Annotated in this window: 13 protein-coding genes; 2 read left to right on the forward strand and 11 right to left on the reverse strand. The window is 50.9% G+C overall.

Annotated elements, in window-relative coordinates; translation table 11 throughout:
• Positions 1–56: 56 nt before the first annotated feature.
• Together AC27KL_RS00525 and AC27KL_RS00530 are read right to left on the reverse strand one after the other, a co-directional pair.
• Positions 57–1307 carry a serine hydrolase domain-containing protein gene (locus AC27KL_RS00525; protein ID WP_487168758.1) on the reverse strand — a complete coding sequence of 417 codons (1251 nt, stop codon included), beginning with the start codon at positions 1305–1307 and terminating at the stop codon, positions 57–59.
• A 108-nt stretch (positions 1308–1415) separates the two neighbouring features.
• Positions 1416–1853, reverse strand: coding sequence for a GNAT family N-acetyltransferase (locus AC27KL_RS00530; RefSeq protein ID WP_487168430.1), 438 nt, complete (start codon positions 1851–1853; stop codon positions 1416–1418).
• A 104-nt stretch (positions 1854–1957) separates the two neighbouring features.
• Between AC27KL_RS00530 and AC27KL_RS00535 the strand changes: the two genes are divergently transcribed.
• Entirely contained in the window at positions 1958–2371 is a 414-nt protein-coding gene (locus AC27KL_RS00535; RefSeq protein WP_487168431.1) for an SRPBCC family protein, read from the forward strand.
• Positions 2372–2493: 122 nt separating this feature from the next.
• Positions 2494–3150 (forward strand): glycosyltransferase, encoded by a 657-nt coding sequence (locus AC27KL_RS00540; protein ID WP_487168432.1) that lies wholly within the window; start codon positions 2494–2496, stop codon positions 3148–3150.
• A 100-nt stretch (positions 3151–3250) separates the two neighbouring features.
• Here the strand turns inward: AC27KL_RS00540 and AC27KL_RS00545 are convergent, their stop codons facing one another.
• The 9 genes from AC27KL_RS00545 to AC27KL_RS00585 form a co-directional block, all read right to left on the reverse strand.
• Positions 3251–3499 carry a hypothetical protein gene (locus tag AC27KL_RS00545; RefSeq protein ID WP_487168433.1) on the reverse strand — a complete coding sequence of 83 codons (249 nt, stop codon included), beginning with the start codon at positions 3497–3499 and terminating at the stop codon, positions 3251–3253.
• 151 nt (positions 3500–3650) lie between these two features.
• Complete coding sequence (locus AC27KL_RS00550; protein WP_487168434.1) at positions 3651–4532, reverse strand: serine hydrolase domain-containing protein; 882 nt, start codon at positions 4530–4532, stop codon at positions 3651–3653.
• 151 nt (positions 4533–4683) lie between these two features.
• Positions 4684–5829: an AI-2E family transporter gene (locus tag AC27KL_RS00555; protein ID WP_339323349.1), complete on the reverse strand. Its 1146-nt coding sequence runs from the start codon at positions 5827–5829 to the stop codon at positions 4684–4686.
• Positions 5830–5832: 3 nt separating this feature from the next.
• Entirely contained in the window at positions 5833–7143 is a 1311-nt protein-coding gene (locus tag AC27KL_RS00560; RefSeq protein ID WP_339323348.1) for a hemolysin family protein, read from the reverse strand.
• Positions 7144–7473: 330 nt separating this feature from the next.
• Positions 7474–8973 carry a DHA2 family efflux MFS transporter permease subunit gene (locus AC27KL_RS00565; protein WP_339323347.1) on the reverse strand — a complete coding sequence of 500 codons (1500 nt, stop codon included), beginning with the start codon at positions 8971–8973 and terminating at the stop codon, positions 7474–7476.
• Positions 8974–9020: 47 nt separating this feature from the next.
• Positions 9021–9647 (reverse strand): TetR/AcrR family transcriptional regulator, encoded by a 627-nt coding sequence (locus AC27KL_RS00570; RefSeq protein ID WP_487168759.1) that lies wholly within the window; start codon positions 9645–9647, stop codon positions 9021–9023.
• A 163-nt stretch (positions 9648–9810) separates the two neighbouring features.
• Positions 9811–11445 (reverse strand): methionine--tRNA ligase, encoded by a 1635-nt coding sequence (gene metG, locus AC27KL_RS00575; RefSeq protein ID WP_487168435.1) that lies wholly within the window; start codon positions 11443–11445, stop codon positions 9811–9813.
• Positions 11446–11848: 403 nt separating this feature from the next.
• On the reverse strand, positions 11849–12508 hold the full coding sequence (locus AC27KL_RS00580) for a response regulator (RefSeq protein ID WP_339323345.1): 660 nt from the start codon (positions 12506–12508) through the stop codon (positions 11849–11851).
• Positions 12486–14861 carry a sensor histidine kinase gene (locus AC27KL_RS00585; RefSeq protein ID WP_339323344.1) on the reverse strand — a complete coding sequence of 792 codons (2376 nt, stop codon included), beginning with the start codon at positions 14859–14861 and terminating at the stop codon, positions 12486–12488. Before AC27KL_RS00585 ends, AC27KL_RS00580 begins: the two co-directional genes overlap by 23 nt.
• Positions 14862–14901 lie beyond the last annotated feature (40 nt).

Genomic DNA, 14901 nt, shown 5'->3' on the forward strand with positions numbered 1-14901 from the left:
TTGAGCATCTGTCCCTTCTGTATTTGAAAATAACCTTTTGGTTACCAATTCAATAATCAGTGCTTGGCATACCCGAAAAACGTCATCTCTCCATTTTCGTTCCGAGTGATACTGTAGGGATGGGTCTGATCGGAATATCTGCGAACGAATTTCCCCTCGCCTACCGGATAGATCTCGATATGAAGATTGCCGGAGAATCGCGTAAAGTACAACTTGCCATGAATGAACTCTACCTGGATTTTATCTTTCAAGTATGTTCCGCAGTACTCCTTCAGCAGGGTTTCGCTCATGGGAAATTCTTGATGTTTCTCGGGAACATCGACGTCGACGCCATGCAAAATATCCGAGATGGCATTCCCCAACCTGTACTGATTCACAGCCTCATTATTGGAGAGAATGATAATGCAAATATCTTCTTCAAAATAACTTTGCATATAAGCGCTGACCCCGAGGTGATCTCCCCCATGGGAATAGCGGTCCGTTCCGTAAACATGATGGTGTTCCAGCCCATAACAGTAGTTGTTTTGGTTCACATTAAAAAACCTGGCATACGTCTTCCGCGACAGCATTTTCCGGTCCCGCAAACAGGCATGCCATAAGTATAAATCTTCGCAGTTCGAAACGATGGCGCCTGCGCCGATGCTGAATTTCTCGTTATGATATGGACTTTTGATGTATACATCATAATCTTTTACGTAATTGGAGGACCTGTTGATCATAGGTTTGGAGCCGTCATCAACGTCACTGTTCATCATATTCAGGGGCAGAAAGATATGGTTTCGAATGAAATCCGCGTACTTCTTCCCGGAAACATGCTCGATGATCCATGCAAGCAAATTATAGTTTGAGTTGTTGTAATCAAACACTGCCCCTGGCGACGCCGCAGGTTTTTTATCGATATACCGCTTGAAGAAATCTTGCTGCGAATACTCCAAGCGATTGTATTGACCAAAAAAATCGTCTTTAAAATGATAGAAATTATATAATCCGGAGGTATGCGATAACAGATGGTGTACCGTGACCGATTCATCCACGTTCATATCGGCAGGAAGATATCGTTTAGCAGGCTGGTCGATGTCCAGCAGTCCCTTTTCATGTAGGAGCATAATTGCAAAGGCCGTAAATTGTTTGGATAAGGAAGCGGTGGAGAAGCGCGAATGCAGACCGTTTTTAATTCCGAGCTCGATGCTTGCGTAGCCATAGGCGTTTTCAAAAAGCACTTTGCCTTGCTGGATGACCTGAATAACGCCATAAAAGTCCCATAATGCCAAATATTCGTTTATGTATGCTTCCAGTTTCATTTGCATGGATTGCACGGATCCCTCCCTCGTTTTTTTATATAAAACATCGGCGGCTTGGTTCACTTGAGGCACAATCCACTTGTTCACGACTACGGATGCCGGTTTTTTTGCGGTTTATTCCCCTAGTCTTTTCTTCAATAAAAGTTCATCGTCTATAACATAATGGTTATGTTCGTACGTTCTAATTGCGGCGTCGTTCCCTTTTCCTGTAAGTACTTTTATATCCTTTACGCCACGCTCTCTAAGATTGTCTTCCAGACAAGAAAGTATGGCGGCTGCAGCCCCTTTTCTTCGGGCGTTTTCTTCTACATACAATTCGGTAATTTCCCCCTGAGGCTCTTCATAGCAAAATGAATCAAAACTTTGGGCACAGCCAAAACCGACGATTCTGCCATGAACCTCCGCCACGGCAACCAATTCATTGTTGGTGTTCAGGCTTTTAATGATTTGGGCCGGAGGTCTACTGTCGCCTCCGTTAAATTCTTGATTTAGCCTCGACAGTTCCTCCGCATCGGTTAAGGATGCTAGTCTTGCCTTTATATCCGCATTCATTTTATTCGTCTAGTCCTCTCGCGTATAATTACATATTCTACCACAATTACTGATTGACCATGAATTCACTCTAAAATAAAATAACCTCAAGGAGCGTGATCTTTTTGCCAACGATTCGTAAGGAGATTTTGATTGAGGCCACACCTGAACATGTATGGGATGCAGTAAGCGATGTAGGAGCAGTTCATCATCGTTTGGTTCCCGGCTATACCGAAGATACGATCATGAACGGCTACGAAAGGACTCTGGTTCTGCCGAACGGCGGGATCACCCGCGAATTCATCGTCTCTATTGATGACAAGGAACGGCGGATGGCTTATGCGGTAAAAGAAACGCGTTTGCCCCTGTTGCATCATCATGCGTCCTTTCAGGTTTTCCCTCATGGCGAGAACGCTTCTAAGCTCGTGTGGATCACCGATTTCCTGCCGGAGCACCTTGCCCCCGAGATTCAAGCACGCATACATCGCGGAGCGGAAGTGATGAAAGAAACCATCGAAAACGAAGCCAAAAAAGGCTGAACGTGAGAATTCCCCGAATAAGCTGCTCATCATATCAACCTCAACCAGCCGCTGCATAAAATCGGAAAATCCACCCATAATAAGACAGCCTGTTTTATCCAAAGCACAGAGGAGCAGATAAAGTGAAAAACAAATGGTTACTGGCGCTGCCGTTAACTTTGGCGCTTTTGTTTAACATGACTCCGCCGGCATTTGCACAAGCGAAGGCAGCAGAGGGAAAGAATCTGGATAAGACCTGCCTAAGCCCCAAAATGGTGCAGCTGAAAACCGATATGCAGAAGGTCTGGATTGACCATACGATATGGACCCGCAGCTACATTGTCAGCGCCATTTCCAATCGCCCAGATCAAAAGGACGTGTTGGACCGGCTGCTGCGGAACCAGCAGGATATAGGCAATGTGATCAAACCTTATTATGGAGAAGCCGCCGGCAATAAGCTGGCCGATCTTCTGAGAGAGCATATTCTGATCGCAGGAAAAATTGTGGATGCGGCCAAAGCGGGCAATCAGGCGGATGTGCAAAAATTAGAGGCGGATTGGCATCGAAACGCCGACGATATCGCCAAATTTTTAAGCGCGGCGAATCCGAACTGGCCGTTTAAAACGCTGCAGGATATGCTGTATACCCATCTTCAGCTGATAACGGAAATCGTCCTCGACTGTCTCAAAGGGGATTGGAAAGCCGATATTGCGGCAACCGACAAAAACGAGATTCATATGATTCATTTGGCCGACATCCTGACGGAAGGCATTGTCAAACAGTTCCCGGCAAAATTTTAAAGAGAAGGCACGAGTTGCTTGCAAAGCAGATTAGCTTTTTATAGTCGCCCGATGGGGTGGCTATAGAAAGCTTTTTTATTGCCAACCGGCTGCAGACGGATTATTTCATGGCGTCTTCCTCCTTTGCATACCCGAAAAACGTCATCTGTCCAGCTTCGTTCTCATGAATGTTATAAGGATGGATCTGGTCGGAATGCCTGCGAACGAATTTCCCCTCGTCCACCGGATAGATTTCGATGTGGAGATTGCCGGCGAACCTCGTAAAGTATAACTTGCCGTAAATGAATTCCACTTGGATTTTATCTTTGAAGTATGTACCGCAATACTGCTTAAGCTTGTTTTCGCTCATGAAGAATTCTTCGGGTTTGCCGGGAACGCCGGCTTCAACGCCATGCAGAATATCCGAAACGGCATTGCCTAATTATACTGATTCATCGCTTCGTTATTCGAAAGAATGAGGATGCAAAGATCTTCATCAAAATAATGCTGCACAAAAGCACTTACGCCAAGGTGGTCTCCCCCATGGGAATAACGGTCCGTTCCGTACATTTGATGATGTCCAGCCCATAACAATAGTTGTTTTGGTTTTCGCTAAAAAATCTGCCATACGTTTTCTGTGACAACAAGTTTCGATCACGCAAACAGGCATGCCACTTGATTAAATCTTCGCAGTTTGAAACGACGGCCCCTGCACCAATGCTGTATTTCTCGTTATAATACGGACTTTTGACGATGGCATCAAAATCTCTCACATAACGGCATGACCTGTTGTTAATCGGTTTGCAGCCGTCATCGACTTCTGTGTTCAGCATATGGAGGGGCAGGAACACATGGTTTCGAAGATAATCCCCATACTGTTCTCCCGATACGTGCTCAATGATCCAAGCGAGCAAATTATAGTTGGAGTTATTGTAATCATACTTGCGGCCCGGCGGATTCGTGGGCTTCTGGTTGAAATAACGCCGGAAGAACTCGTCCCGCGAATAAACAGTCCGGTTGTATCCGCCAAAAAAATCATCTTCAAAACGATAAAAATTATATAAACCGGAAGTATGCGACAACAGATGGTGGACCGTGATCGACTCATCGATCTTCATGCTGCCGGGAAGGTAACATTGCGCGGGCTTATCGATGTCCATCAGCTTTTTCTCATAAAGAAGCATGATCGCAAAGGCCGTAAATTGTTTGGAGATTGAAGCGAGCGAGAAACGAGAGTTTAGATTGTTTTGTATCCCAAATTCGATGCTTGCAAAGCCGGATGCACGTTCATAAAGCACCTCGCCTTTTTGGACGACCTGAATCACGCCGTAAACATCCCATAATTCCAAGTATTTGTTTATGTATGCTTCAAGTCTCTTGCTTTTTGTTTGCACCTGCCACACTCCCCCTGATCGGCTTTTTAATTCCTCTAAATGTTATCATTTGCAAGCTAATAGATATACCTCAATCCCCACTGCTTCTCCTGCCTAATAACTCCTTTATGAAACACCAAAAAATCCGCAGGACATGCCTGCGGATTTTTTGGTGTTATGATTACTCCGGCTTCACCGGTTCGTATAAACCGGAGCGGACTTTAAACCACCGATAGATGTGCGAAACGACGACCTTCAACACGGCGTACCCCGGCACGGCCAGCAAAACGCCGACGATGCCGAACAGGTTGCCGCTCGTCAAGATGACGAAAATGATCGTAATCGGGTGGATTTTCAGCGTCTTGCCCATCACCTGCGGCGAAATGAACTTGCCTTCGATCAGCTGCACCACCGTCCACACGATGATCATTTTCAGCAGCATCATCGGGGACGTGACCGCGGCGACGATCAGGGCAGGCGTAATCGCGATGGCCGGCCCCAAATACGGCACGACGCTGGTGAAGGCGGCGATGACTGCCAAAATGAGCGAATATTTCAGCCCGATAATAATATAGCCGATGAACAACAGCACGCCGATGCAGAAGCTGACGATGATCTGCCCGCGAATGTAGGAGCTGATCTGATGGTTCATCTCGTTCATGACGCGGCTTGTTTCCCCGCGCAGCTTGGTAGGCACGAAGCCGAGGATGAAACCCGGCAGCTTCTTCCCGTCCTTCAGCAAATAGAACAGGATGAACGGCACCGTCACGACGGCCAGCACCACTTCGATGATATTGCCGAGAACCCCGCCGATCCCCGTCCACGTTTTGTTCAGGAAGGTCGATGCCTTTTCGGAGACGGTGCGGATCATTTCCTGCGGGTCAAAATTGATGGACTCCTGGATTTGATTGATCAATTGGCTGCCCATCAGATGTTCGACTTGCACCCGGATCATCTCGCTGTATGCCGGAAAGTTCGTGACCAGGTCCATGATTTGCTGCCGGATGACCGGAATGACAAGCGTCAGCAGCACCGCAATGATGCCGATGATGAGCACGTACAGCAGCAATATGGACTGCAGCCGCCCCACCTTGTGCCGCTCAAGAAAATCGACGATCGGATTCAGCAGATAATACACAATCCCCGTGAGGATAATGGGCAAAATGACGGTTTTCAACAGAACGGCCACCGGATGGAAAATAAACGATATTTTGCTGAGCACCATAATATTGAGGCCGATCAAAAGCAGCACCAGCAAAAACAATACGAAACGGTTGTTCAGAAAAAACTTTTTAAAGCGGCTCGCCCAATTCACGGAGTTGTCCATCTTTTATTCCTCGCTTTGCGTTTCCTTAATAATTTCCAGCTTGCAGAAACGGTTGTTTTCCCGCTCCAGCAGCTTGAACGTCACCCCTTCATGCTCGAAGGACTCGTTTTCTTCCATTTCATTGCTCTGGCTGTACAGCCAGCCGCCGATCGTATCCCATTCCTTCGTGTCCAGCTCGAGATTGAAGTAGTCGTTGATTTCCGAAACGGAGACCATCCCGTCTACGATCAGATGGTTTTTCTGCACTTCCTGGATCTCATCTTCTTCGTCCGCATCAAATTCGTCGCGGATCTCGCCGACGATTTCCTCGATGATGTCCTCGATCGTAACGATGCCCGACGTACCGCCGTATTCGTCGATCAATATCGCCATATGCGTGCCTTCGCTTTGCATCCGCTGCAGAAGCACGCTCACCGGCGTCACTTCCGACACGGCCATGACCGGGTGGATCAGCGTGGATACGTCAACGTCCGGGTTGTCCTCATATGCGAGGAAAAACTGCTTCGTGTTGATGATGCCGATCACGTTGTCCTTGCTGCCGTCGATCAGCGGAAACCGGGTATACTGTTGCTCCTTTATGATTTCCACGTTTTCGCTGCGCGGCTTGTTTTTGTCGAGACAGATCATGTCGGTGCGCGGCACCATAATCTCTTTTGCCAGCATATTGTCAAACGCAAAGATCCGGCTTACGTATCCGAATTCGTTGTCGTTGATTTTTCCGCTTTCGTGACTTTCGTTCAAGATGATTTGCAGCTCTTCTTCGGTATGGGCTTCTTCATGCTCCGAGGCCGGCTTGACGCCGAACAAACGAACGAGCTGGTTAGCCGAACCGTTAAGCAGCCAGATGAACGGGTACATGATTCTTTTAAACCAGATAATGGGGGCCGAGAACCAGAGGGCAATGGTTTCCGCTTTGCGGATCGCCACCGTTTTCGGCGCCAGTTCGCCGATGACCACATGAAGGTACGTAATGACGACAAAAGCGATCAGGAGGGACAAGAAAGAACTTAACCCTTCGGAAACATTCCATTTTTCAAACAGCGGATGCAAAATTTTCTCCACCGTCGGCTCTCCGAGAAAGCCCAGCACAAGCGACGTAATCGTAATTCCGAGCTGGCAGGCCGATAAGTAGCCGTCCAGGTCTCCAAGCACCTTTTTCACGGCATTCGCGCCTTTGCGCCCTTCGGCGATCAGCTGGTCCACGCGGCTGGCGCGGACGCGGATCACCGCAAATTCCACTGCTACGAAAAAGGCCGACAATCCAATCATGAGTGCAACCAAAACCAAATTTAATACATACCTGTCACTGTCCATGTAAAGCTCATCTTCTCCTTTGCAAAATAAAATTGATCAACTATATAAAATGCTAATACGATAATTCAGCTGCTAAGGTTTCAACTGCAGCCTAAAAAAATTTTGCCTGTTTCCTCCAAAAAGAAAACGTCTATCTTACATCATATCCTGAATGGGCGCGAACATTCCACTATCTGCGATATGCCGCCGCATGCCGGGCGTTCAAACCTCTTGCGCGCGAATCCGAAGATTCCCGCCGGCGTATCACAATGAGGAAAAGAGCCCGAAGCCGGATTCATGCAAGAAAACAGGCTTCAGGCTCTATGCAGCATCAGGGCGCGGCTGTCCGCATCAGTGTCCGATCATGAGCGACGGATCCGGCTTGCCTTCGCCTTCCGGCCCCGCCCCCACGATCATTTCCTTCGGTTTCCGTAAAATAAGGCAAAGCGCGACGCCTGCGACGGCCATCCAGGCCGACAGCAAAAAGACGTCGTCGAAGCCAAGCACCGTGGCCTCCAGCGGGTTGCCTCCTTTTCCGGCCGCTGCGACATGATGGGTGATGCGGCTCGTCATATATCCGGTCATGCCGGCCACAGCAAAGGACACGACCACCTGCTGCAGCGCCGAGGTAAGCGGCGTCACGCGGTTCACCCACTGGCGGGGCGCCGCATTCAGCACATGCGTGTTCAGCGGCATCATCGACAAGCCCATGCCGAAGCCCATGGCCCCAAGCAGCGGCATGATGACGTAAAGCGACGTGTCGGCATGGATTCCGCCCAGCAAAAACAAGGATACGGCAATGATGACGAGTCCGACGAAGGAGACCGGACGAGCGCCGTATTTATCGAAAAATTTGCCTCCGATCGGCATGGCAATGGCGGAGCAAAGCGCCTGCGGCAGCAGGATCAGGCCGGTCTCCAGCGGCGTGAATTGGCGGATGTTTTGCAGGTACAGCGGCACGAACAGCATGCAGCCGAACAGCGAGGCCTGCATGATCCACGTCAAAATGATCCCGCGCGTAAAATCCGACGAGCGGAATACCCGCAGCTCGAGCAGCGGATTTTTATGCAGCAGCTCCACGATGATGAACAACACCAAAGCCACGCCGCCAATCGCAAGGCCAAGCTCGGCTCCGCGCGAGGTCCAGGATACGCTGCCGCCCTCGTTGACCCCGTAGGCCAGCATCGCAAACGCGATCGGCGCCAGAAGAATGCCCAGCAGATCCAGCTGCTTCGGCGCGAAGCGGTCCGCCTTCGGCAAATAAGCGATGCCGAGAATGACGGCAATGACGCCGATCGGCACGTTGATCAGAAAGATCCAGCGCCAGTTGGCGTATTCCACGAGCCATCCGGACAATACCGGTCCGAGCGCCGGGGCCAGCAGCATCGGCACCCCGAGCATCCCCATGATCGCGCCCCGGCGTTCCGGCGGCGCCAGCTTGAACACCATCGCCATCCCGATCGGCGCGACCATGCCGCCCCCGAGCCCCTGAATGACGCGGTAGATGATCAGCTGCGTTGCATTTTGGGCGATCGAACACAACGCCGATCCCAGCACGAACAAGACGACCGTCGTGACGAAAACCTGCTTTGCCCCAAAGCGGTCGGTCATCCAGCCGGCAAGGGGAATGACGGCCGACAGCGCCAGCGTATAGCCGGTTATGGCCCACTGGATCGTTTTTAGATCCGAATTGAAAAAGTCTACAAGGTTCGGAACGGCGACATTCACGACCGTACCGTCCAAAATAACCATAATCATCCCGACGATGATCGCCAAAAGAGGCGGAAGGATCGCCTTCAGCGAAAAAGGCGCCTCTTCGGCGGCAGTATGGCCCGACAGCGGTTTAGACATAGGTTTCTCCACTCATTTCTATAGTTGGATTCGTCTCTAACATCTCTTTAATCTGTTTTGTACCGGTGAAAATAGTGACTGAACAGCATGTCGACCTGATCTTCCAGATCAGGCAGGTGAATCTCCGGCGCAGGCTCTTCCCCGCCCATGCCGAGGTAAGAGTTCATGATGACCGGGTAAAACAATGCTCCGTAAAGCTGGGCCATCATGCCGCGCACAACCGATTCGTCCGTTTCGCCCGTGATCTCCGTTAACGTGTCCATCAGCTTTTCCGTCTTCATCACTTTGCTGTACCGGACATATTCGTTTTGGGAGCAGAGGATCAGCCGGCTCTGGTCAAGCAGCTCCTTGGCCAGGCCCGGATACTCCTGAAGATGCGAAATATACCGGTAAAAAAACTGCTTCAGCCGCTCAATCGGCTCCATGTCATGTTCGTCAAGCAGGGCGAAGGCGTCCCCAAAGGTGCCTACGATGCTGCCGATGGCTTGAGCGATCAGTTTCTCCTTCGAGCCGAAATGGTAGTTGACCAGCGCCAAATTCGTCGCCGCCTTATCCGCAATTCTGCGCAGCGTAACGCATGCGATCCCTTCCTCCCGGATCAGCTCGACGGTGGCGTTTAACAAGTCTAATTTGGTATCGTTTCCTGCTGCGTTTACCGAGCTGTCTTCCTTCATCAAAGCAGGTTCCGTCCCCCTTTCCGGCCGTTTTTAAACAATGTTTAATACATCGTTTAATTTACCTGCCCAAATTTGGATTGTCAATATTTTCATACGAGGATTTGCAAAAATCAGGGTGCGTTAAAACGGGTTGTTATTCGAAGCATTTTAACTCCTTATGTCAGCTTTGCCGAAGATGCTCCGTTTCCTCCGCGATCCGGGACGATTCGATTCGCTCGAACAAGAGCGCAAGAGCGGTCAGCTTGCGGCCGGCCGGCACCAAGACGATTTGCCATTCAGGTTCCGGCAGCGAGAGGAATTCTTGGATCCTGCGGCAGGAAAAAGGGATAAACGGCATAAGCAGGCTGCTTAAATTGGCAATGATCTGAACGCAGTTGTGCAGGGTGACGCCGCAGGCTTCCCGGTTGTCCTTGATTTGCAGCCAAGGCTTTTGTTCGTCAAAGTATTTGTTCGCTTTGCGCACAAAGGCGAAAACACCCTCCAAAGCTTCCTTCAGACGCCCGGCTTCGATCAGGTTTCCCGTGCTTCGGTACAGCTCTTCAAGCGATGTTTTCCATCGGGCCGGAAGTTCTCCTTCCGGAATCGACCCGTCAAACGATTTATGAACGAAAGCAAGCGTCCGCTGCACGAAATTGCCGAAAGCGCCCAACAGCTCGCCGTTATGGCTGTGAATGAATTCCCGCCACGAAAAATCCGCGTCCCGGTGCTCCGGTCCGTTCGCAATCAGGAAATACCGGATGGAATCCGGCTCGTATCTCGCAAGCAGGTCGGGAACCCACACCGCCCAGTTGCGGCTGGTCGAAAACTTCCTGCCTTCAAGCGTCAAATGCTCACAGGAAAGGATTCGGTCCGGCAGATGCAGACCGCCTGCCCCCAGCAAAATGGCCGGCCAAATCAGCGTATGGAACGGAACGTTGTCTTTCCCGTGCACATAATAGGAAGTCATTTCTCCCTCCCCCTCAACCCAAAACGGCTCCCATCGTTCCCCGGATTGCGCGGCCCATTGCTTGCTCGCTGACAGATAACCGCTGACGGCTTCGATCCAGACGTATATTTTTTTATCCTCAAAACCCGGGAGCGGAACATCCACGCCCCATGCCAAATCCCGGGTCGCCGCCCGGTCCTGCAGGCCTTCTTCCAAATACCGCTTCGTTATCTTCCCGGCGTTGTCACGCCACCCCTCCGCCTGCCCGGCATAACGGGACAACTCCTCCTGAAACCGAGATAATGCCAAATAATAATGCTCCGTCGGCCGTTCCACCGGCGCATTCCCGCACAGCTTGCAAATTCGCTCCTTAAGTTCCGAGGGCTCCAGCAGCGTCTGGCAATCATCGCATTGGTCTCCCCGCGCCCGCTTGCCGCAAACCGGGCAAATGCCCTCCACATACCGGTCCGGCAAAAAGCGCCGGTCGGTTTCGCAGTAGGTTTGCAGCACCGTTTTTGGATATAAGTATCCTCGTTCCAGCAGCCGCAAAAACAGCTCCTGCACCGTTGCATGATGGGCCGGCCGATCCGTGCGCGTATACAGATCATAGCTGAATCCCATTTTTTCGAAGCAAGCCGCGAATTCCTCATGGTACCGCCCCGCAAACTCTCCCGGCTCGATGCCTTCCTGCCCCGCTTGAACGGCCACTGGCGTTCCATGGCAGTCGCTGCCTGAAACGTAAAGCACCTTCTCTCCTTTGGACCGGAAATACCGCGCCAGCACGTCCCCTGGCAGCAGGCTGGCCAGCCTGCCCAAGTGAAGCGAGCCGTTGGCGTAAGGCCACGCCCCGCCGATAAAAATATGCTTCATCGTTTACTCCTCCTTTTTTCGCTTGAAAATACAAAAAAGCCCTCATCCCCATAAGGGACGAGAGCTGATTGCTCACGTGTTACCACCCAAATTCATCAATGCCTCGCGGCACTCACCTCGTCAGGTACGCCGCAGGCAAATCCGCGGTTATACCCTAGCACGTTAACGGGTGCGGGCATCCGGCGCAGCCTACATCCCGTGCGGGATTCGATGCGCAGCTCCAAGACCATGTTCCCGGGGGTATTCCCTGCTCCTTTTCAGCTGCCGGAGCTCTCTGCAGAGGGCGTCGCCGCGGTACTCTTCTTTTCATCGCTTTTGGCGAGTTTGAAGTTATTGGAAGAATTATACACAGAAAGGCGAAGCAGAGTCAAGAATGAAAAGCCTTGTTCCATGAAACCTGGGCTTATACGAATTCCCCATTGTGGATCAGCCCGAGCCTTTTAGCCTCTACAATCGCCTCCGAGCGTGAACGCACGCCCAGTTTTTCGAAGATCCGGGTCAAATTGTACTCGACCGTACGCTGGCTCATAAGCAGCTTCGCGGCGATATCCTTGTTGCTGCTGCCGCCTGCGACCTCCTGCAAAATTTCCTGCTCCCTCTCGTTAATGGAGACGTCCTCCATCGTCTTATCGTTGCGGATGGAAGAGAGCCGTACCTCGCTTCGCCGCAGCTGCCTCAAAAGCGAAACAGGGATTACCGCTTCCCCGCGGAGCGCGCAGCGGATCGCATTTAACAGCTGCTCCCGGCTGGCCGTTTTGCTTATGATGCCCGAAACACCCGCCTCCACCAGCAAATTGAAATTCGAGCTGATCTCGTAGCCCGTATAGATCAGAATCCGAAAATCCGGATTGATGCCCATCAATCGTTTGGTAAGCTCCAGACCGCTGATGACCGGAATGTTAAGATCAAACAGCATGACGTCAAATTCCTGGGTTTTGGCTATTTCCAACGCCTCCGGCGAATGATAGGAAACCGTTACTTCCATATCGGGGTCCTGTTCGATCATCGTTTTCGTACCCTCACAAACTGAAGGATGGTCGTCAACTAGCAAAATACGAATCATCGTTCTCTCCTCCTTCTTCACTGTGGGGATTCATCGGCAGCGTCAACTGAACTTCAAAGCCTTTGCCCGGTTCCGAATGAAAAACAATATCCCCGTCAAGGCTGCGCACGCGTTCCTTGATGCCCGAAATCCCCATATGCTTGAACGAATCGGTAAGTTCCGTCAACTGAAGCCCGCGGCCGTCATCCTTATAGTAAAAATACAATTCGCTGTCGCGCTGCTCCAGCTCGATCAGGATTTGGGACGCCCCCGCATGCTTGTCGGCGTTTCGCAGCAATTCCTGCACGATACGGTAAACCGCCAATATTTGCACGTCATTAAGCTCGATGACGGTCGGTTCCGCCCGAAGCGTCACGGAATAATTGGAGCGGATCTGCTCCTGCTGAATCAGCTGTTCCAGCGCCTCCACGATCCCCATCTCTTTCAGGAGGGGCGGGCGCAGCTCGTTGCAGGTCTGCCTGATCTGATGTATAACGTCGAGAAGTCCTTCTTTGATCTGGTCCAGCTGTTCCAGCAAACCGTCTTCCATCGGGTAATCCAGCATCAGCGACTCCAGCTTCCGGTACCAGATAAGCTGATCCTGCAAAGCCGCGTCATGCAGATCCGAAGCAAGCCGTCTGCGCTCGTTTTCGGAAAGGGTAAAAATCAGGCGGAGCACCCAGGAAGGCGCCTCCCTCTGGCTTTTCATCTCCATTTCCAGGTTCTCGATCAACCCTTCGATCAAATACAGGTTTTCGTATACGATACCGCTGTAATGGGCAATCGTTTTGAGCCAGTTTTTTTCGTCCATGTTGAGGCTCGTATGGTTAACCTTTTCGTCGATCCACAATACGTGCTGCGTTGTTCCGTAATTGCCCGTCACCAGCCCGGTGCCGACCGGCAGGCGGATCATATCTCCTACCGCCGGCTTATGGCCCAGTTTTTGCAGCGCGGCTTCGATCTCCGGAGCGGCTTTCCCGTCCCCCGAAACCGCAGGTCGGTCCATGCTTTTATCCTGAACGATTTTCAGAAAGGAGACATTCCGAACGGGCAAAATCATGCAGACCTCCCGCTCCAGCAGCTTCTCCAGATCGGAACGTTTCATCACCTTCGAAATCCGCTTGGAAAAGCGGTCGATGCTTCCTTGAAAATCATGAGTTTCCTTAAGAAAGTGCGGCCTGAGCCTATAGTCCATAAATTCCTTGGCGAACAAAAACAGCGTAATCATGAAGTAGACCAATATAAAAATTTGAATCCACTTGACCCAGGTATATTGATCCTGATGCATAATTACGGCCATCAAACCGATGATGACCAAAGCCGGAATAAAAGAAATCGACGTATAATAAAAGAAGCGGTTCAGCACAAAGTCGATATCAAACAGCCTTTTCGTGATAAAGAGATAAAAATACACGACCGGAATGGCCACCAGAAAAATCGCCGTCAGCTTTGCCGGAGCAAAGGACAGGCCGAAAAACCCGGGAATCGCGTCAAACAGCAAAAATGGCAGAAAAGCAACCGTATGTCCGGTTAACGTAATTTTGAAAAGCGAGCGGAGCTCCCCGGAACGGTGCTTTATGAATTTGCTAATCAATTTGTAAACGATGACCACATTGGCGTACACGAAAAACACAAGCAGCGCCGTCGTCTCATACGGATGGATCGGGATTCCGGGAATGACGCTCAGCACCATCATCATGCCGACCAACGAGGCGAACAGGTAAAACGCTCTAAGCCCCGCCCTGGTAATAAATCGTTCTTGATAGTTCCGAAGATAGGCCTCCATAAAGTGGATAAAGAAGACCGGTATGCTGGCGAAACTGATTCCGAGCGTAATTCTTCCGACGGGGTTCAGCAGCCCCGAAGCCGCCGAGCTGAAATAACTTAGACCAATGCTCAGAAAAAACAGGATCAAGAGCTTGGCAGCCCGGTCTTCCTTTTCCTTCTTATATACATAAACCGAGAAAATCAGCAGCAGCACCAGAGATAAGCCGGGGATGACCAGATAAAATAACGTGCCGTACGCCGAAACGCCATGATCAACGGGCAGCGTTATCGTATACGAAGAACCGTCCGGGGCTTGACGTTCGATCTCGATGTGGTCTGCGCCTACAATGACTCCATACGTCCGGATCGCTTCCGATTGGAGGGGATCGGCTCCGTCCACATTGACCACGATGTCGCCGGGCTTAATGATGCCTTTGGCCCAGCTGTCGGGCTCGATGGCCGTCACGGCCATGCGGCCGTCCGCGTTCGGAGCGACGTCGATCCCCATGTCCCGCTGGTTGATGATGACGCCTGCCAAATATGCGACCAATACGATGAGTGCAATCCATCCTGCAGCAAGTTTGATGTTATTCGTCCATTTCGACAATGAAGTAGGCCTCCAGATCACTTAGTGTGTTGTATGGGGG

It is taken from the genome of Paenibacillus sp. YAE3 (assembly GCF_057546105.1).